18 protein-coding genes are annotated in these 19,058 nt (G+C 66.9%); 10 read left to right on the top strand and 8 right to left on the bottom strand.

Going from position 1 to position 19,058, the window contains the following annotated elements:
• Positions 1–177: 177 nt before the first annotated feature.
• The 3 genes from ACYVGS_RS11860 to parE all read left to right on the top strand — a co-directional run bounded on the left by ACYVGS_RS11860 (position 178) and on the right by parE (position 3,484).
• The gene (locus tag ACYVGS_RS11860; protein WP_460588898.1) at positions 178–633 is read left to right on the top strand and encodes a DUF1249 domain-containing protein; all 456 of its coding nucleotides are present in this window, start codon (positions 178–180) and stop codon (positions 631–633) included.
• A gap of 11 nt (positions 634–644) precedes the next feature.
• On the top strand, positions 645–1,484 hold the full coding sequence (gene cpdA / locus ACYVGS_RS11865; protein ID WP_460588899.1) for a metallophosphoesterase family protein: 840 nt from the start codon (positions 645–647) through the stop codon (positions 1,482–1,484).
• A gap of 107 nt (positions 1,485–1,591) precedes the next feature.
• Positions 1,592–3,484, top strand: coding sequence for a DNA topoisomerase IV subunit B (parE, locus tag ACYVGS_RS11870; protein ID WP_460588900.1), 1,893 nt, complete (start codon positions 1,592–1,594; stop codon positions 3,482–3,484).
• A 16-nt stretch (positions 3,485–3,500) separates the two neighbouring features.
• Here parE and ACYVGS_RS11875 read toward each other — a convergent pair whose 3' ends face one another.
• Positions 3,501–4,397, bottom strand: coding sequence for an LLM class F420-dependent oxidoreductase (locus ACYVGS_RS11875; protein WP_460588901.1), 897 nt, complete (start codon positions 4,395–4,397; stop codon positions 3,501–3,503).
• A gap of 133 nt (positions 4,398–4,530) precedes the next feature.
• Between ACYVGS_RS11875 and ACYVGS_RS11880 the strand changes: the two genes are divergently transcribed.
• Together ACYVGS_RS11880 and ACYVGS_RS11885 are read left to right on the top strand one after the other, a co-directional pair.
• Positions 4,531–5,067: a DUF924 family protein gene (locus ACYVGS_RS11880; RefSeq protein ID WP_460588902.1), complete on the top strand. Its 537-nt coding sequence runs from the start codon at positions 4,531–4,533 to the stop codon at positions 5,065–5,067.
• Between the two features lie 26 nt (positions 5,068–5,093).
• Positions 5,094–6,068: a mechanosensitive ion channel domain-containing protein gene (locus tag ACYVGS_RS11885; RefSeq protein WP_460588903.1), complete on the top strand. Its 975-nt coding sequence runs from the start codon at positions 5,094–5,096 to the stop codon at positions 6,066–6,068.
• Here the strand turns inward: ACYVGS_RS11885 and ACYVGS_RS11890 are convergent.
• Entirely contained in the window at positions 6,028–7,014 is a 987-nt protein-coding gene (locus ACYVGS_RS11890; protein ID WP_460588904.1) for a Rieske 2Fe-2S domain-containing protein, read from the bottom strand. The genes ACYVGS_RS11885 and ACYVGS_RS11890 overlap by 41 nt on opposite strands.
• A gap of 105 nt (positions 7,015–7,119) precedes the next feature.
• Positions 7,120–7,806, bottom strand: coding sequence for a YecA/YgfB family protein (locus tag ACYVGS_RS11895; RefSeq protein WP_460588905.1), 687 nt, complete (start codon positions 7,804–7,806; stop codon positions 7,120–7,122).
• Positions 7,807–7,976: 170 nt separating this feature from the next.
• On the opposite strand from ACYVGS_RS11895, the gene ACYVGS_RS11900 reads away from it, so the two are divergent.
• From ACYVGS_RS11900 to ACYVGS_RS11915, 4 genes are all read left to right on the top strand, one after another.
• Complete coding sequence (locus ACYVGS_RS11900) at positions 7,977–8,840, top strand: LLM class oxidoreductase (protein WP_460588906.1); 864 nt, start codon at positions 7,977–7,979, stop codon at positions 8,838–8,840.
• 9 nt (positions 8,841–8,849) lie between these two features.
• Positions 8,850–10,217: a phosphotransferase family protein gene (locus tag ACYVGS_RS11905; RefSeq protein WP_460588908.1), complete on the top strand. Its 1,368-nt coding sequence runs from the start codon at positions 8,850–8,852 to the stop codon at positions 10,215–10,217.
• Between the two features lie 8 nt (positions 10,218–10,225).
• Positions 10,226–11,128 carry an alpha/beta hydrolase family protein gene (locus ACYVGS_RS11910; RefSeq protein WP_460588909.1) on the top strand — a complete coding sequence of 301 codons (903 nt, stop codon included), beginning with the start codon at positions 10,226–10,228 and terminating at the stop codon, positions 11,126–11,128.
• Between the two features lie 62 nt (positions 11,129–11,190).
• On the top strand, positions 11,191–11,787 hold the full coding sequence (locus ACYVGS_RS11915; protein WP_460588910.1) for a YceI family protein: 597 nt from the start codon (positions 11,191–11,193) through the stop codon (positions 11,785–11,787).
• A gap of 37 nt (positions 11,788–11,824) precedes the next feature.
• On the opposite strand, the gene ACYVGS_RS11920 is transcribed toward ACYVGS_RS11915, so the two are convergent.
• The 3 genes from ACYVGS_RS11920 to ACYVGS_RS11930 all read right to left on the bottom strand — a co-directional run bounded on the left by ACYVGS_RS11920 (position 11,825) and on the right by ACYVGS_RS11930 (position 15,902).
• A complete protein-coding gene (locus tag ACYVGS_RS11920) occupies positions 11,825–13,930 on the bottom strand; it encodes a HEAT repeat domain-containing protein (RefSeq protein ID WP_460588911.1) in 2,106 nt (701 codons plus the stop codon).
• A gap of 209 nt (positions 13,931–14,139) precedes the next feature.
• A complete protein-coding gene (locus ACYVGS_RS11925; RefSeq protein ID WP_460588912.1) occupies positions 14,140–15,375 on the bottom strand; it encodes an MJ1255/VC2487 family glycosyltransferase in 1,236 nt (411 codons plus the stop codon).
• Entirely contained in the window at positions 15,372–15,902 is a 531-nt protein-coding gene (locus ACYVGS_RS11930) for a phosphatase PAP2 family protein (RefSeq protein WP_460588913.1), read from the bottom strand. Before ACYVGS_RS11930 ends, ACYVGS_RS11925 begins: the two co-directional genes overlap by 4 nt.
• Before the next feature lie 204 nt (positions 15,903–16,106).
• Between ACYVGS_RS11930 and ACYVGS_RS11935 the strand changes: the two genes are divergently transcribed.
• Positions 16,107–16,808, top strand: a complete 702-nt coding sequence (locus ACYVGS_RS11935) for a type 1 glutamine amidotransferase family protein (protein ID WP_460588914.1) — start codon at positions 16,107–16,109, stop codon at positions 16,806–16,808.
• Positions 16,809–16,889: 81 nt separating this feature from the next.
• On the opposite strand, the gene ACYVGS_RS11940 is transcribed toward ACYVGS_RS11935, so the two are convergent.
• Both ACYVGS_RS11940 and ACYVGS_RS11945 read right to left on the bottom strand, forming a co-directional pair.
• Positions 16,890–17,330, bottom strand: coding sequence for a VOC family protein (locus tag ACYVGS_RS11940; RefSeq protein ID WP_460588915.1), 441 nt, complete (start codon positions 17,328–17,330; stop codon positions 16,890–16,892).
• A gap of 134 nt (positions 17,331–17,464) precedes the next feature.
• Positions 17,465–18,958: an FAD-dependent oxidoreductase gene (locus tag ACYVGS_RS11945; RefSeq protein ID WP_460588916.1), complete on the bottom strand. Its 1,494-nt coding sequence runs from the start codon at positions 18,956–18,958 to the stop codon at positions 17,465–17,467.
• Positions 18,959–19,058 lie beyond the last annotated feature (100 nt).

Consider the following 19,058-nt stretch of genomic DNA (forward strand, 5'->3'; position numbering starts at 1 on the left):
GTTTTCCTCAAATGCGGGACGGCGTCGAGTTTAGCAGCCCGGACGGGGGTTGCGCATGCATGATGCCAGACCAATAGTGTAATTTAACCGCGGAAAATGCAAAGCGGGGTGATACACTCGGCGGTTCTGCGCGGTCATCCGCCAGATTTTTGCAGATGCAGATACAGGTAACGACAGATGGTGGTATCCCGGGCTGCCAGACGCCCCCACACGATAGACCTGGTGCGCTTGCACGCCCTGTGCGAGGCAAACTACGCGCGTCTGCTGCGCCTGTTCCCCGACTATCAGCAGTGCAATCAGCGCGAATTTGAGGTCTCCGGAGCCAGGGTGCGGCTGGAGGTTCTCGAGCGCAACCGCTACACCACCTTCTTCCGCCTGCTGCAGTCCCACGGCGAGGCCCGCTGGCTGGGCAGCCTGGATGTCGAGCTGCGCGCCTATCACGATGCGCGCATGCTGGAGGTGAATCGCTTCCAGTCCCGCCGCAGCGTGCGCGGCCGCTATCCCTATCCCAACGCGGAGATGTTCCAGGAGGACGAAAAACTCCAGCAGAACCTGTTCCTCGCCGAGTGGCTGGAGCACTGTCTGGCCAACGGACGGACGCCCGCGACGGGCGTCGGCTTTTCCCTGGCTTGAGCCTGTAGCGCATGCCCGGTGTGGAGCATCGCATTCATCGAGTCACTCCGTCGGGGCACCCGGCGCGCCTGTTGCAGATCACCGATACCCACCTGGGCGAGCGCCCCGGAACCCCCCTGCTAGGGGTGGATACCGATCGCTCCCTGCGGGCCGTGCTCGAGCAGTCACTGGCCGCTCACACGGGACTGGATGCTCTCCTGGCCACCGGCGATCTGGCCGACCACGGCAGCCTGCCTGCCTACCGTCGCCTCCGGGAATACCTGGATCCCACCGGCGTGCCCCACTTCTGGCTGCCCGGCAATCACGATGACCGTGCCCTGATGGCTTCCGTGGACCCCGCCGGTGAGCTGATGGTGAATGATCTGCGCCTGGGCCGCTGGCAGGTGATTCTGCTGGATTCCCAGGTCCCGGGAGAAATCGGCGGGCAGCTGGGAGAGGCGCAGCTGGACCTGCTGCGGCGGGCGCTGGAAGCCGGCCGGCGCGAGGACCTTCACGCATTGATCTGTCTGCACCACCACCCGGTGCCCATCGGCTGTGACTGGCTGGATCAGCAGCAGGTCAGCGATGCCGATGCCCTGTTCGCCCTGCTGGCCGGGTTCCCCCTGGCCCGGGCCCTGCTTTGGGGCCATGTTCACCAGCCCCTGGATCGCGACTACCGCCGATTGCGGCTGCTGGCCACGCCCTCCACCTGCGTGCAGTTTGCCCCGGGGAGTCCGAACTTCCAGGCGGACACACTGCCGCCGGGCTATCGCTGGCTGCATCTCTACGACGACGGGCGGCTGGAGACTGCCGTGGAGCGGGTACACGGCGTGCATTTTTCGGTCGATCTGCAGCAGAAGGGTTATCTCTAGGGCCTGCTCTCCCGAACCCTTCGGGCTGGAATGGATTCCTGCAGCGCCCCCGCGCACTGGGTTACAATCCCGGGGTTCATCCATCCAGCAGGAAATCCAGACAGCGCATGAGCCTGTACACCGCGGAAGACATCGAAGTCCTCACCGGCCTGGAGCCGGTACGCAAGCGCCCCGGCATGTACACCGATACCAGCCGGCCCAACCACCTGGCCCAGGAAGTGATCGACAACAGTGTCGACGAAGCCCTGGCCGGCCACGCGTCGCGCATCGACGTGGTGTTGCACCGGGACGGCGCCATCACGGTCACTGACGATGGCCGCGGTATGCCGGTCGACATCCACCCGCAGCAGGGCAAGCCCGGGGTGGAGGTGATCCTGAGTACCCTGCACGCGGGCGGCAAGTTCTCCAGCAAGAACTACCAGTTCTCCGGTGGTCTGCACGGGGTGGGCGTGTCGGTGGTCAACGCGCTTTCCCTGGCGCTGGAAATCACCATCCGCCGCGATGGCAGTGTCTACCGCATGACCTTCTCGGGGGGCAACAAGACCAGTGACCTGGAGGTCATCGACAGCTGCGGCAAGCGCAATACCGGCACCTCCCTCAAGTTCCTGCCCGACCCGCAGTATTTCGATTCGGTGAACTTCTCGGTGCCGCGCCTGGAACATGTGTTGCGGGCGAAAGCGGTGCTCTGCCCCGGCCTGCGGGTCACCTTTCTCGACGAGAAAAAGGGCGAGAGTCGGGAGTGGCACTACCAGGACGGCCTGACCGACTACCTGATGGATGCCACCATCGACTTCCCCTGCGTGCCCGAGCAGCCCTTCACCGGCAGTTTCAGCAGCAAGAATGCCGCGGTGGACTGGGCGCTGCAGTGGCTGCCCGAGGGCGGCGAGGTGCTGGCCGAGTCCTACGTCAACCTGATTCCCACCGCCCAGGGTGGCACCCACGTCAACGGCCTGCGCACCGGGCTGCTGGAGGCCCTGCGCGAGTTCTGCGAGCTGCGCAGCCTGTTGCCCAGGGGGGTCAAGCTGACCCCGGAGGACATCTGGGACCGCTGCGCCTACGTGCTCTCGGTGAAGCTGGAGGATCCGCAGTTCTCCGGGCAGACCAAGGAGCGATTGTCCTCACGGGAGGCCGCCTCGTTTGTTTCCGGGGTGGCCAAGGATGCCTTCAGCCTGTGGCTGAACCAGCACACCGAAGAAGCCGAGCGTATCGCCGAGCTGTGTATCAGCCGTGCCCAGAGCCGGCTGCGTTCGGCGCGCACGGTGACCCGCAAGAAGGTCACCGCCGGCCCGGCACTGCCCGGGAAGCTGGCGGACTGTTCGGGCACAGACCCAACGCGGGGTGAGCTGTTCCTGGTGGAGGGCGACTCCGCCGGCGGCTCCGCCAAGCAGGCCCGGGACCGGGAGTTCCAGGCCATCCTGCCCCTGCGCGGGAAGATCCTGAATACCTGGGAGGTGGACTCCCAGGAAATCCTCGCCAGCCAGGAGGTGCACAACATCTCCGTGGCCCTCGGCGTGGACCCCGGCAGCGACGACCTGAGCGGCCTGCGCTATCACAAGGTCTGCATCCTGGCGGATGCCGACTCCGACGGTCTGCACATTGCCACCCTGATCTGCGCCCTCTTCGTGCGCCACTTCGGCCCCCTGGTGTCGGCGGGGCATGTGTATGTGGCCATGCCCCCGCTCTACCGTATCGATGTTGGCAAGGAGGTCTATTACGCCCTCGACGAGAGCGAGAAGCAGGGGGTGCTGGACCGCATCGAGGCGGAGAAGAAGAAGGGCAAGGTCAACGTGCAGCGCTTCAAGGGCCTGGGGGAGATGAACCCCCTGCAGCTGCGCGAGACCACCATGGACCCGGATACCCGCCGCCTGGTGCGCCTGGTGCTGGATGCTGGCGACAGCACCCACAGCATGATGGACATGCTCCTGGCCAAGAAGCGTGCCGGTGACCGCAAGGCCTGGCTGGAGAGCAAGGGCAACCTGGCGGATCTGGCGGTGATCTGACGCGGCCAGATACCGCCTACAATACCGCCAGCACCCGCTCCCGGTACTCCCGCAGGAAGCGACGCAGACTGTCCAGGTCCTCGCCGCCGGACTCGAAGCTGGCAGCAATCAGGCGCGTGGCACCGGCGTCGCGGTAGGCGCGGATCAGCCCCAGATCAAAGGTGCCCTGCGGGTCATAACTGCCGGGCCAGATGGTGACGGGGAAAGGGTTGGGCAGTGTCCTGCCGGCGTCGCGGGCGCTCTGGTGCAGGGTCTGCATGCGCCGGGCCAGGTCATCCGGGGAAATCACGTAGGGATAGAAACCGTCGCCGCGCGCCCCGGCGCGTCGGGCGGCGGCCTCGGAGCTGCCGCCGATCAACAGGGGTACGCCATCCGCCTGTGCGGGCTTGGTGTCGCAATACACCTTTTCAAAGCTGACGAACTCCCCCCGGAAGGTGGCTGGATCATCCCGCCACAGGCAGCGCATGGCATCCAGCAGCTCGTCCAGCCGGCGACCCCGGTCGCGGTAGGGCACGCCCACCGCCTCGTATTCCTCTTTTTGCCAGCCAATGCCGATGCCGGCGATCAGCCGCCCGCCGGAGAGGGCATCCAGTGTGGCCAGACGCTTGGCCAGCACTGCGGCACTGTGCTGTGGGCCGATCAACACGCCGGTCCCCAGGCGCAGCTGTTCGGTCCAGGCCGCGGCGAAACTCAGCCAGTGCAGCGGGTCGGGCATCTGGGTGGTGGGGGCGATGGGCGCTCGGCCGTCATCGGAATAGTCGTAGCGGGGTTCGTAGTCCTCCGCCATGACCACGTGTTCCGGCATCCACACCGATTCCACGTCCTCGGCTTCCAGCAGTTGCACGCAAGCCTTCGCCCAGGTCGGGTCAGTGGTCATGCGCCGGTCGCAGTGGGGTATGATGCCGAAATCCATGGGTGCTCCCGGGTGTCCGTACGCTGCCGTTGACCTGCAGGCACACTATAGTGCAGGTCTGTGTGCGACGCACGGCGCCGGGGGCGTCAAGGCCGCAGGCACCCCGTTTGACACCGGCACAGGAGGACCACATATGCAGCAGGAGGTTCTGGGCTTCTGGTTCGAGGAGCTGGAGCCGGCGATGTGGTGGCGCAAGGACCCCGATCTGGACGCTGCCATGGCCCGGCGCTTTGGCGATACTCTGGCGCGGGGTGTGCGTGGTGAACTGTGCGACTGGCGCGACACGGCCCGGGGTCGGCTGGCGGAAATCCTTGTGCTGGACCAGTTCTCCCGCAATATTCACCGCGACACCCCCGCGGCCTTTGCCCAGGACCCGATGGCCCTGGTGCTGGCCCAGGAGGCAATCCGGGCGGGCGCGCCTGAGCATCTCTCGCCGGTTCAGCGCAGCTTTCTCTACATGCCCTACATGCACAGTGAAAGCCCGTTGATCCACCAGCGCGCCGAAGTGCTGTTCCGTGACAATGGCCTCGAGGAGAATTACCGTTTCGAGCTGCGCCACAAGGAAATCATCGACCGTTTTGGCCGCTATCCCCACCGCAATGCTATTCTGGGCCGGGAGTCGACGCCCGAGGAGCTGGCCTTCCTCGAGCAACCGGGCTCCCGCTTCTGAAGCCCTGCCGGAGATTGGGTGCCGCCATGTCGATGTTCTCGCGCCTGCTGTGCTTGCTGACGCTCGTCCTGTCTGTACCGGTTCTGGCCCAGGATGGCCTGGCAGCCGGCAGCGGTGCGGCGGCGCTGCTGGAGGAGATCCGTCAGGACGCGGGCTCCATGCTGTCCTCCGATACCCTGTTGCGCCTGATGATCAATACTCTGGTGCTCTTCGTTGCGGTGAGCCTGCTGCGTGCTGCCACGGCGCGCTTCATTACCCGCACCGTGGCGTCCCACGAGCTGCGTCGCCGCTGGCTGGTGAATTCCCGCAACGGGTTACTGTTGCTGCTGTTGCTGGGCCTGGTGATGATCTGGGCCGACGAATTGCGCGCCCTGGCCCTGTCGATTGTCGCCATCGCAGTGGCCTTCGTGGTGGCCACCAAAGAGCTGATCCTCTGCGTAATTGGCTCGGCGCTCAAGACCGGGTCCGGCGCCTTCAGTCTGGGTGATCGCATTCAGATCAAGGACTTCCGCGGCGATGTGATCGATCAGCACCTGCTGGTGACCACAATCCTGGAGGTGGGGCCTGGCAAGCTGACCCACCAGCGCACCGGCCGCAAGATCGTGATTCCCAACGCCCTGTTCGTCGCAGAACCGGTAATCAATGAGAGCTTTACCCACGAATTCGTCTACCACGTGTTCACCGTGCCCTTCAAACGTGAGGACGACTGGCAGGCCGCCAGCGAAGCCTTCCTGGCCTCGGCCCAGCGACACTGTGCCGGCTACCTGGACCAGGCCCGCCGGCACATGCAGCGGGTCAATGTGAAAAGCGGTCTGGAAACCCCGTCGGTGGAGCCGCGGGTCACCCTGCAGGTGCCCACGGCCGGTGAAGTGCACCTGATCGTGCGCCTGCCGGCCCGCGCCGGCGAGCGCGGCTACATCGAGCAGTCGATCCTGGCCGAGGTGCTCTCGGGGCAGGATTTCAGCAGTAAAACTCCCGAGCGTACTTGCGAAACTGATTGATCGGCCCGTCGCCCGCGCAGAGTCGGGGTTGCTCGATGTGCTTCTTGTAGTTCAGTACCCGGTAATCCTGCTCGCTTTCAAATACGAAGCGCTCCGCGAAGGCTTTGCCGATGGCCTGGGTCATCTCTGCGGAGCCGGTTTCGCGCACATAGAGGTAGCTGTGCTTGAAGAAACGCTCGCGGTCAATCGGCGTGTAGGAGTGCAGGAAGCGGGTATCGAAGGCCTCCCCGACGAAGCGCTGTGCGAGCAGGGAAATACCGGTGAAGTGCATCTCCATCGAGGTCATGGCGACGTCAGTATTCTCCGGGTCCGTGCGGTAGTTGACGCGCATGCCGTAGGGGGTGCGCTCCACGCCGGTGACCTCGGGTACGCTGGCGGAGCGGTGCAGCTGCTCGATATGCGCGGTGTCGAAGAGGTTTTCCAGCATGTCCCGGAAGGGGGCCGTGGACACCCCGCTCATGGTGGTAAACAGGGTCCATGCGCCCGGATCGTCGCGGATGTCCGAGGCAAAGGGCTCGAACTCCGCCGGCTTGCCCTCGGGGTGGTACCAGATCAGGACCATGCCATCGATTTCCCGGGTCTCGTAGACCTTGAGACCCACCGGGCTGGGCGGCAGATCCGAGTAGGGAATGTGCACGCACTGGCCACTGGCGGCGTCGAAGTTCCACTTGTGGAAGGGGCAGATGATGCGGCCGTCTTCGATCGCACCGTCGTGGGAGGCCAGGTGGGCACCCAGGTGGGGGCAGTAGGCATCGGCGACCCGCGCCTCCCCGTCGGCGCCGCGGAAGGCAATCAGTTCCTCGTCCAGGCAGCTCAGTGACGCCAGCTTGCCGGCCTCCAGTTCACCGCTGTCGGCAACCCGATACCAGCCCTTGGGGAAGCCCTGGTCCGGGGTGCGGCGGGACATGGGCGCGGGGGAAAGATCGGCGTGAATCAGTGATTGCATGGTGGGCGTACTCCCTGACTGTTGTTATGACAGGAAGCATGCACGACTGTTGCACATTTGTGCAAACCCGGGAGATGACAAATCGTTCATTCACCTCTCGCCCCTTCAGTGCAGGCAGCACTTGCGAAAGGGTTTGCCACTGCCGCAGGGGCAGGGCCGGTCCAGCTCGCCGCTGCCGGGTTCGGCGGTGGCGGTCCCCGGTCCCGGTGGTCGCTCCGGATTGGCCGTGGAGCGGGCGCCGTGGAAGTGTCGGTAGAGCGCGACGGCGGCGGGGGCAATATCCTCCACGGCCAGCAGATAGTGCTCCTCGCTCATGGCCTGGATGCGCTCCGCGCCCTCCTCGGAGCCGAACAGCCGTATCAGGTCCAGGTGCCCCTGTTCCTGCGTGGGCAGGGTTGGCCACTGGCCCAGGTCCACGCCGCGCAGGTAGCCATAGCACCAGTCCTCGACCACCAGGTAGTCGCCCTGCTCGTCCTCGGCCTGCTGGAAGATCGGCTGAATTTCGACGTTTTCCCGCGCCAGTCGATCGACGATGTCGTTCAGGTGACGAAAAATCAGGGTCATCAGGTCCTGCAGGGGCGTCTCCCCGGGCCAGGGCAGACCCTCTTGCCGGTGGCCCCAGAGCTCCGGCAGCCACAGGCTGGCCGGGACCAGGTCCGGGGCCGAGGCCAGCGCGGTGAGAAAACCATCCAGTTCCGACAGGCCGAGAATGCCCGCTTCGCTGCCGTATTCCAGCAGCTGGTCGTCCATGAATGTCAGCTCTTCATCACTCAGGGGGCCGTCCTGCGACACCGCTACCTCTCGTCTCCGTGGGCCGGTTTTCCGGGCCGCTCACCTTAGCAGACTCCGGGGGATGGATATATCGACCGGTCGCGGGTTTTTGCCCGGTTGGCGGGCAGCGCTGAAGGCGGACTGCTATGGTGCCCGCTCCGGTTTTGTTTGGGCAATGTCGAGGAGAGACAATGGAGTATTGGCTGGCCTGGTTCCACGAGGGCAACGACCAGGTGAAGGAGGTGGCGCGGGCCGCCGAGCAGATGGGCTACGCCGGGATTGCGGTATCCGACCACGTGGCGATCCCCCGGGACTACACCTCCGTGCATCCCTCGGGCCAACGCCACATTCACGCCCACACCCGCTTTCCCGATCCGATGATCACCATTGCCAGCATGGCGGCGGTCACCGAGCAGCTGCGCTTCATGACCTATGTCTATGTGCTGACCATGCGCGAGCCCTTCAGCGCCGCCAAGCAGGCGGCGACCCTGGCGATGCAGACCGACAACCGCTTCGTCTTCGGCATCGGTGCCGGCTGGTGCGAGGACGAGATTGCCCTGCTCGGGCACAACCCCCGCAACCGCGGCAAGCGCATGGACGCCATGCTGGAAGTGATGCGCGATTTCTGGGACGACGGCATGGCCGAGGCGGACAACGACTTCTACCGCTTCCCGCCCACTGGCCAGTTCCCGGTGCCGGGCAAGGTGCCGGTGTGGATCGGCGGCAAATCCCCTGCCGCCCTGCGCCGGGCCGCGCGCTCCGACGGCTGGATGGGCATGAGTTACCCCATGGAAGAGATCCGCGAGTTGCTGGACAAGCTCAACGCCGAGCGCCGCAAGGTAGAGGACGAGCAGGGCCCCTCGCCCTTTGGCCGTTTCGTCATGCCGATGGCCGAACCGGAGCCGGGGGTCTACCATCAGCTGGAGGACTGGGGGATCGACGGCACCGTGGCCATGGCCTGGACCGTGGACGACCCCGCCTTCCATCCCCTGGAGGCCAAACTGGAAGCGATGGAGCGTTTTGCCGACCGCTTCATCCGTCCGCAACAGCGCTGAGGACCGCCCATGAGCCTGCCCCGCCACGACCTGCCCGACGGACTAATCGACTGGTTGCAGGGCCTGGCGGGGGGACAGCTGACCCGGCTGCAGCGGCACGTGGCGCGCCGGGAAGCCTGGGTGGTGGACCTGCAGCGGCCGGACGGCGGCTGTGTCGAGGGCTTTCTGCGCCTGGATCGCCAGCCGGTGGAGGGCGGTACCGTGTCCCTGCGTCGTGAGGCGCGCATCTGCGAAGCGCTGATGGAGACGGAGATTCCGGCGCCCGCCCTGCTCGGCTGGAGCGAGGAGCACCACGCCGCGCTGTTTTCCCGCGAGCCCGGCAGTGCCGACCTGCCGGGACTGGCGGATGTCGCCGAGCAGCGCGCGGTGATGGAGGATTTCATCGATGTCATCGCCCGCCTGCACCAACTGGAGCCCGCTGCGCTGGGCCTGGACGAGGTGCTCGGCCCCTTGCCGACCACCGCCGCCGAGTGCGCCCTCAACGACGTGGATGCCCAGCTGCGGCAGTTCGCCGGCTTCCTCAAGGATTACCGCGACCCGCTGCTCAGTTACGGGGTGGACTGGCTGCGCCGGCATGCGCCCGACAACGTGGCCCGGGTGTCCCTGGTGCAGGGAGACACCGGGCCAGTGAATTTCCTCTTCGCCGACAGGCAGGTCACTGCCGTGGTGGACTGGGAGTGGGGGCACTGGGGCGACCCGATGGAGGACCTCGGCAATATCTGTGTGCGGGAGTTCTGGAACCCCAGCGGCGGCCTGAACGGTCTGTTCCAGCGTTACGAGGCCCAGTCGGGCATTCCCTATACCCGCCGCGCCGCCCAGTATTACCGCATCCAGCAGAACGTGCGCGGCATGATCCCGATCCATGCGGTTTGCCGCCACCCGCGGCCCGGCGAGCCCCTGGCCTGGTATATCTGCTACCGCTATGTCGGCGACCGCTCCACCTGCGAGGCCCTGGCCGATGCCATGGGCATTGCCCTGGAGCGCCCGGCACTTCCGGAGGAGGCCCCGGCCAGTGAACTGCCGCTGGAGGACAGCGCGCTGGCCACCCTGGCCAGCGATGTGGCACCGGCGCTGGACACCCCGATTGCCCGTTCCCGCCTGCGCGATGCCGAGGTGCTGTTCCAGTGCGCCGTGCGGGAGGCCCGCTGGGGCGACTGGCTGCGGGATACCGAGAGCCGGGAGATTGCCCGTCTGCTGGGTGCGCAGCCGGTGGACTACGCACAGTCGCTGGCGCGCCTGGTGGCGGCCATCGAGGGTCGCCAGCTGGCCGACGAGCCCCTGGTGCAGTACCTGGCGCGCAAGGCCTGGCGCGACGAGTGGCTCTACCGCCCCGCGGTGACGCTATACCCCGAGCGCACCTGGTCGCCCCTGGATTGAGGCCGCTCATGACCAGCCCCGAGTTGCAGGCCATTCTCGCCGCGGTGCCCGCGGATTTCGCCGACCCCGCCGCCGACTACCGCGCGGTACGTGCGACGATGGCACCCTTCCACGACCAGCCGGTCAGCGATCAGACCGACGTCGACATGCTCGAACTCGGCGGGGTGCCCTGCGGGCGCTATCGCCACCGCGGGCGCGGTACCGGGCCCGGTTACCTGCTGCATGTACACGGGGGTGCGTTTGTCTCCTGTCCCCTTGCGGTGTATCACTTCTACGGTGAGATGATTCTCTCGGCCCTGGACCGCACAGTGATCCTGCCCGACTACCGGCTGGCACCGGAGCACCCCTGGCCGGCGGCGGGCGATGACTGCCTGGCCGCCTACCGCGGCCTGCTGGAAACGGGCGTTGAGCCCGGTGAGGTGGTGGTGCTCGGTGAGTCCTGCGGCGGTGGTCTCGCCCTGGGTGCCCTGCTGCGGGCCCGGGACGAGGGCCTGCCGATGCCCGCGGGTTTTGTCTCCCTCACCGGCTGGTTCGACCTGTCCATGCGCGGGGCTGTCGACGGACCGGACCCTTTCCTGAGCGTGGACTGGGTGCGCAATCGCGGGCGAGATTACACCGCGGGGGCCGTCGCCTTGGACGATCCGCGGGTCTCCCCGGCGCTGGCAGCACCGGAGGCCCTGGCGGGGCTGCCGCCGCTGTATCTGCAGGTCGGGCAGTACGACACCGTCGCCCCCGGGGCACTGGAGCTGGCGCGTCGCGCCACCCTTGCCGGGGTGCCGGTGGAGATGAGCGGCTGGCCAGGGATGCCCCAGGGCTGGCACGGCCTGCTCAATGCCGGGGTGCCCGAGGCGCGGACCGCCTGGCGCGACATTCGCGCCTTCGTGGACCGCCGCCTGCCCGCGCATTTGTGAAAGCCGCACGGCTCGCTACAATGAGGTCTCTTTTCCCATTGTCCACCCGCGGAGGTTTGTCCATGCGCAAGATCCTGAGAACTATCACCGGTGCCTGTGTGCTGCTGGGGGTCGCGAGCCTGGCCCAGGCCCAGTGGGAGCTGGACAACAGCCACTCCAGCGTCGATTTCATCTCGATCAAAAACGGCAGCGTGGCGGAGAGCCACCACTTTTCCTCCCTGGTGGGCTACCTGGGCGAGGATGGCACGGTCCAGGTCACCATCGAGCTGGACAGCGTGGAAACCCTGATCCCCATCCGCAATGAGCGGATGCGGGAATTGCTGTTCCAGACCGCCGACTTCGCCACGGCCACGGTGTCCACCCAGGTGGACCCGGGTGTTCTCTCGGAGGTGGCCGCCGGTGGTGTGGTCACCACGGACATCCAGGTGACCCTGGAGCTCCATGGCGAGAGCGCGGACCTGAAAGTGCCCGTGACCGTCTTCAGTGAACAGGGCGAGGGTCTGCGGGTCCTGAGTACCCGTCCGGTGCTGGTCAACGCCGGCGACTTTGGTCTCGCCAGTGGCGTCCAGGCCCTGCGCGAAGTGGCGGGCCTCGACAGCATTGCCACGGCGGTCCCCGTGACCTTCCACCTGGTGTTCAACGCGGCCGTGGCTGAGTGAGCTCACAGGTCGCCAGGCCCTGGCGTGGCGACCTCGACTACTCCCCGGTCAGGCGCTGCAGGCGCCAGACCAGTTGCCGGTAGTCCGGATTGTCCGGAAACCAGGACTGCAATTCCCGCGCGTAAATCAGCGCAGCGGCGGCTTCTCCCGCCCGTTCACTGTAGCTGACCAGCGCCAGCAGAATCTCCTCCTGGCCTGGCGCCGCGCTGTTCAGGGCGCGCAGCTGCTGCAGCGCCAGTTTCTCCGCGCCGCTGTCGTGCAGGGCCACCGCGTAGACATAGCGGTAGCGGGTGCCGGTGTCTTCCTGCTCGGCGGCCCGGCGCAGGTAGTCCAGGGCGCTTTCACGGTTCCCGGCGCGGACTTCCAGCAGACCCATGGCATGCAGGGCCTGGCCGCTGTCCGGGGCCAGCTCGAGTGCCTGCTCCAGGGCGTCCCGGGCGTCCGCTTCACGCCCTTCGGCCCGCAGCAGGTCGGCCAGGTTCAGCCAGCCCGCCAGTAGCTGCGGATTACTGGCCAGTGCCGCGCGGTAGGCGGCTTCTGCCGCCACCCGGTCGCCGCGCTGGCTGAGGAAGATTGCCAGCTGCAACTGAACGCCGGGCATGTCGGTGTGGGCCCGGTAGGTTTTCCGGTACTCCCGGAACAGTGTTTCCAGGGCCTGCGCTTCGGTGTCGGGAAGTGCCGCCAGGGGAATGTCGGCGAGGGCTTCGGCCGCCGCCAGGCGTACGCTGGCAACCGGGTCGGCGATGCGCTCCCGCAGCAGGGCATAGCGCTCCCGGGGCGGCAGGCTGGCGGCGTTTTGTACCGCCCCCAGGCGCAGGATGGGGTCATCGTGACGCAGCAGGGGTGTCAGGGGTTCGGCGGCCACGCCCGCTTCGCCCAGGGCTTCCAGTATCGCCGCCCGCTGTATCGGCGCTTCGCTGTCCCCCTGCGCGAGATCGAGCAGCCCTGGCACGACACTGCGGTTGCCCGCGGCCAGCTGCTGCAGGGCGCGGGCGGGATGGTCCGCGGTACCCTCCGGTGCCTGCCCCCAGTCGCGCAGGGCCTGCAGGGCCCATTCCGGGGACTGTTCTCGGTGGCACTGGTTACAGGCGTTGGGTGTGCCCATGACCACGCTGAGGTCTGGTCGCGGAATGCGCAGGCTGTGGTCCCGGCGCGGGTCGACCACCATGTAGGTGGTCTCGGGCATGTGGCAGTTGGCGCAGGCGGCGCCGCTGCTGGTGACCGGGTGATGATGGTGTTGCGGAGTGTCGTAGCGTTCCGGGCGGTGGCATTGGGCGCAGACGCCATTGCCCTCGGCGCGGAGCTTGAGGCTGTGGGGCTCGTGGCAGTTGCTGCAGACCACCCCCTCCCGGTGCATGCGGCTCTGCAGGAAGGAGCCGTAGACGTAGACTTCGTCGCGAATCTGGCCGTCAAAATGATAGAGCGGTGGCCGCGGCAGGCTGAGGCGGTGGGTATCCAGCAGAGGCTGGCCGTGATGGTAGTCGCCGAGGGTGCCGCGCCGGGCGTGGCAGCGGCCGCAGGTATCCACCTGCCCGGGGTGCGCCAGTTCACTCTGGCGCCGGGCCACTGGCTCCCCGTCGGCGAAGGCCCAGTTGCCCCGCTGGGACAGGTCTACAGGAAAGCCGACGTGTGGCAGCTCCCTGTCGCTCTCGCCACGCACCTGTGCGATGTGCTGTGCCCCCGGCCCGTGGCAGGCTTCGCAGGCGACGTCGACCTCGGCGTAGCGGCTGTCGTAGGTGCGACTGTCCGGATCGTAGCGTTTTTCCAGGTCGGTGCTGTGGCACTCGGCGCACTGGGTGTTCCAGTTCATGTAGGGGCCGGTCCAGTGCAGCGGGTCACTGTGGTCACCCACCTCCTCCGGGTTGAGGTGGAACCAGCGCTGGCCCCCCACCGCTGCCGGCCGGCTGTCCCAGGCGATATCGAAGGCCTGCAGGCGACCCCGGGACAGGGGCAGCAACAGCTGCTGCAGGGGCTCGACCCCGAATACATAGCGCACCGGAAAGTCGGCCATGCGACCGTCTTCTCCGGCGGTGTGCACGATAAAGTTTTGACCCTCCCGGCGGAAGGTGGTGGTCACGCCGCGGTGCGTGAAGCGGGCGTTGTCGAAGTCACCCAGCACGCTGTCGGCTGTCGCCGGCTGCATCGCGAGGTCGTGGTGAGAGCCCTGCCAGGCCTGATAGGCGTCGCTGTGACAGCTCCGACAGCTGTCGCTCCCGACATAGCCGGGATGTGCTGGGCTTGAGCGTCCCCCGGCTTCAGCTGCCGCGTTTGTCGGCGCAGCGGCTTCGGGCGGCATCTGCGGTGCGGCGAGCGCGCTTCCTGTACCAGTCGTCAGCCAGCACAGCAGTGCGGCTATTCTCGGAATTGATTGTCTACCCATGCCTGCCCACCGCCAAAAAGAGGCGTCAGGCTAACCGATCCGGCGGCCTGGCCCAACTGGCGGGCTGTGGGCGTGCGGCCATCCGGCGTCGGGGCTTCCGGCGTCCGGGCTTCCGGCGTCCGGGCTTCCGGCGTCCGGGCTTCCGGCGTCCGGGTCTCCGGGGGCGGGCCCGCCGACACTTGACTGTCCTGCCAGAGCTGGCGAGCGAGGTTCCCGGCCGGGGTATGCGCTCCCTCGGCGAGCCAGCGGGCGAGTCGTCCCGCGACATCGGGGAAATGCAGCGCCGGTGGCGGCTGACGCCGCTCAAGCCAGTCCTGGAGGTGCGACGGTTCGAGCGTGGGCACGACCCGGGCGTAACCCAGCTCTCGCAGGGCGAGAGCGTTGGATTGCTGCTCCATCTGCCCGGCAAGCGGGCGGGTGAGTACCGGAATGCCCCACTGCAGGCACTCACTGATGAGTTCGAAGCCGCTGTTGCAGATCACGCCCGCGCAGCCTGCCAGGTCGCGCTTGAATCGCGTGGCACTGGTGGCCCGGCGGGCAACGTTGTCGCACTGTGCCTCGGTCAGGGCCGGGGCATACTGGTGGAAGCGCTGTGCCGGGAACTGTTGCAGCAGGCGGGTTACTGCCGCCTGGTCCTCGAAGGGCAGGTAGACAATGACCGGGGCGGCGCTGTTGCGCTTGACGGCCGGCCTTGCCGGGAGGTCCAGAATCGGTGGCAGTATGTTGCCGGCCCAGGGGTGCCAGTGCAGGCCGATGGCCTGGCTTACCGGGGCAAACTGTTGCAGGACCAGCCGCGCCAGCCAGTGCCCGGCGACTGTCGGCGTCTCGCCGGTAAAAGCGTATTGGTGGCCGATGCCGATGGCCGGGATGCCAGCGCGCCGCGCGGCCCAGGCGGTGACCGGCTCGAAGTCCGTCACGACGGCATCATAGGCGCCCAGGTCCAGTGTCCGCACGTCGCGGAGGAACTGTGGCAGGTGATTGTTGAGCAGCGTGGGCAGATAGCGCAAGCGGCCGGCGCGGGTGACAAAGGTCAGACCGCGGCGGTAGAGGAAGTCGCCGAAGGGCTGCATGTCCCGCAGCTGTTCCCGGGGGCGGCCCGAAAACAGCCAGGTGACCTCGACATCGTAGTGGCGCAGGGCGGCGGCCATGGCCCGGGCGCGACTGATGTGCCCCTGACCGGTTCCCTGTACGCCGTAGAGCAGCTTCACGCCAGCCCCAGGGTGCTGGCGCTGGCCAGGGCAATCGCAGTACCCATCAGCGCGCCCGCCACGGTGTCGCCGGGAAAGTGCACCCCGAGCAGCACGCGGGACAAGGCCACCATTGCGGCCCAGGCGTAGAGCGCCAGCAGGGGGCCGCCCCAGATGATGACCACGCAGGTGGCCAGCAGGAAGGCCGCGGAACTGTGGCCCGAGGGAAAGCTGAACTGGTCCGCCGCCGTGACCAGGCTGCGAAAGCCCGGGACCGAGGCCTGTGGCCGCGGCCGGCGCAGGCTGTTCTTCAGGCTCCAGTACAGGCAGCGTTCCACCAGCAGTGCCAAACCCAATAACTGCACGAAGGTCAGCCACTGTTCGACCTGTGCCAGCCAGAGCAGGGCTGGCAGGAGCACATGCAAGTAACCGTCCCCGGAGCGCGAGATCGCCCGGGCCAGTGGCCGCACCGCGCGCCGCTCACCCTGGCGGAAGATCCCCGCCAGCAGGCGCAGGTCGATCTGGTGTATGGCGGTGAGCATTTTCATGAGCCCAGTGTTGCGGCTGTGCATGGCAGCTCGATGACACTTGCGTGACAGTTTGGTGACAATGCGAGCCCGCCGCAGGGCCACCTGCCCGGAAGTGGTATGGACAGCCCCGTAACGGGTGGACAGAATACGGGGTTTCCATTGGCACGAGACGGCGACGCAGGCCCGCGCGGCGTCGCGCCGTGCGTTTCTCAGGAGTCAGGCATGAAAATCGGCATTCTGAAGACGGACGCGGTACGCCCCGAATGGGTGCCGGACTACGGGGAATACCCGGACATGTTCATGGCCCTCCTGGGGCGCCTTGACCCCTCACTGGAGTTCCGGGTCTACGACGTCGAGGAGTGCGAGTACCCGGAGGATATCGACGAGGTGGACGCCTACCTGATCACCGGCAGCAAGAGCAGCGTCTACGAGGACAAGCCCTGGATTGCCCGGCTGATGGATTTTGTGCGCGAACTGGACCGCCGGCGCAAGAAGCTGGTTGGGATCTGCTTTGGCCATCAGCTGGTGGCGCACGCCCTGGGTGGACGCACGGAAAAGTCCGCCAAGGGCTGGGGCGTGGGCCTGCACTCCCACCGTTTCCGCACGCAGCCCGGCTGGCACGACGGCGGTTCCGAGGCCTTTTCGGTCATCGTCAGTCACCAGGACCAGGTGGTGCAGCCGGCCCCCGGCACCGTCGTGCTGGCCGGCAGCGAGTTCTGCGAGAATGCGGTGTGTCAGGTTGGTGAGCACATACTGACTTTCCAGGGGCACCCCGAGTTCGTGCCCGGTTACAGCCGCGAGTTGCTGGACTACCGGCGCGAGGCCATCGGCGAGGCGGTCTACCAGCAGGGCGTGGCCTCACTGCAACAGGTGCCGGAGTCGGAGCGCATCGGTCACTGGATTCTGCGTTTTCTGCGCAGTTGAGGTGCCCGCCGCAGGCAGGCCCAGTCTCCCTGTTGCGGAAGGGCCGGCCGGGCGATGGCGGGCCGGCGTCCCCAGGGCGGCCTACCAGGTGCCGGTATTGGGCATGGAAGCCCAGGGCTCCTGCTCTGGCAGCGCCTTGCCCTTTTGCAGCAGCTCGATGGAGATGCCGTCCGGGGAGCGGACAAAGGCCATGTGCCCATCGCGGGGCGGGCGGTTGATGGTGACCCCGGCATCCATCAGGCGCTGGCAGGCGGCGTAGATGTCCTCCACCTCGTAGGCCAGGTGGCCGAAGTTGCGGCCGCCGGTGTAGGTCTCCGGGTCCCAGTTCCAGGTGATCTCCAGTTCCGGGCTTTTCTCCGCCTCGGCGCGCTCCCGGTCATCGGGCGCGGCGAGATAGACCAGGGTGAAGCGGCCTTTTTCCGAATCGTGGCGACGGATTTCCGTCAGCCCCAGCTTGTTGCAGTAGAAGTCCAGGGTTTCGTCCAGGTCACGGGCGCGGACCATGGTGTGCAGGAAACGCATGGCGGGATCCTCGTGTGAGTGAACTCGCCATGGTAGAAAGCCTGGCCCCGGGGAACAAGCCCCGGGGTGTCGGGCAGGCTAGTGGCGACGCATACCGCCGGGCGGCTGCTTCGACGGTGCCTTGGTCGGGGCAATCAGTCGGCGGATTTGGCTGCCTGTTCCCCGGCGAGGCGCCCGGAGAAGGTCGCATCCCCCACCGACATGCCACTGCTGTAGCCCTCGGCGCGACGCACAATACCGCAGGCGGTGCGGCCCGCCGCGTAGAGCCCGGGGATGGGCTCCCGGGCGCTGTTTACTACTTCACCAGTGGGCAGGGTGTCCAGGCCGCCGAGGGTAAAGAAGGGCACGAAAGCGCCGCGGCCCGGGGTCAGGTCCAGGGCCACCAGCGGCGGCTCCAGGGGCTGCAGCCACTCCGCGGCCTTGTGGAACTGGCTGTCCTCGCCCTGGGCGCAGTCTTCGTTGTAGATGCGCAGGGTGTTTTCAAGGCTGCCGGCGCGCAGGCCCAGTTCTTCCTCCAGTTCGGCGACGGTTTCTCCGGTGCCCGCTACCGGGGCGCCGAGGTAGCTGACCTTCTCGTATTCGCCGTATTGCTCTACGGTGAGCACCATGTACAGGCGCTCGGAGGGCTGCTGCAGGGCGTAGGCGCCGAGGCGGCCGTGGTAGACATCCTCGTTGATGAAGCGCTGGCCCTTGTCGTTGATGGCAATGCCGTAGGTCATGCTGGCCGGGGGGTAGAAGGGCAGGCTGATGAAGCCTTCGTGCATGTTGACCGCTTCGCCGCCCACGGCCATGCCCATCTGGATGCCACTGCCGGTATCGCCGGGGTTGCCGATCGGCTGGGTGCCGCGGGTCAGCATCGGGGCGTGCCTGCGCACCATCTCCTCGTTCATGCAGAAGCCACCGGCGCAGAGGATTACCCCCTTGCGGGCGCGCACGTTGAGTTCCTGCTGGTTCTGGCGCACCACCAGGCCACTGACGCGGCCATCCTCATCCACAATCAGAGTGAGGGCACGGGTTTCATAGTGCACCTGAATGCGTTCGCGCTTTTCGACGTTTTCGGTGACGATCTTCATGAACAGCGGGCCGCCGTTGTCGCCCTCGATGTAGAGGTTGTGGCCCCGGGGCGCCGGCTTGGCCTGTTCGCGGAAAGGCCAGGCTTTCTCGCTGCCGGTAAAGAGTAGGCCGTCATCGGTCAGGCACATGATCGCGCGTTCGGCGTGGAAACTGTCCTTGAAGGGTACGCCCAGGTTGTTAACCAGCCAGTCGAAGTGCTCCACGCTGCGTTCGCAGTAATTGCGAATCTTCTCGGCGTCCGCCTGGGGGCCGGCGGCGGCCATCATGTAGGTGTACATGTCCTCGGTGCTGTCTTCAAAGCCACAGGCCTTCTGCACCCGGGTGCCGCCGCTGCCACCCATGTAGATCTCGGCACTGGACAGGGCCGTGGAGCCGCCGCTGGCGCTGGCCAGCTCGAAGATCATGGCCTCGGCGCCGGCATCCGCCGCGGAAATGGCTGCACAGCCACCGGCACCACCGAAGCCGACGATGGCCACGTCGGTCTCCAGGTGCCACTCCTGGATGTCCCGCAGCCTGCGGGGGTGCTGCGGGCTGGTGCGCTGGGGGCTGGTCATGGCGGGCTCCTGTCAAGCGTGTGCAAAAAAGAGCTGGCATTTAAGCCCCGCGGGGGCCGGCTGACAAACATTGCGGCGCAAATTGTTGAACGCCGCGGGG

The sequence above is a fragment of the Haliea atlantica genome (genome assembly GCF_054779855.1).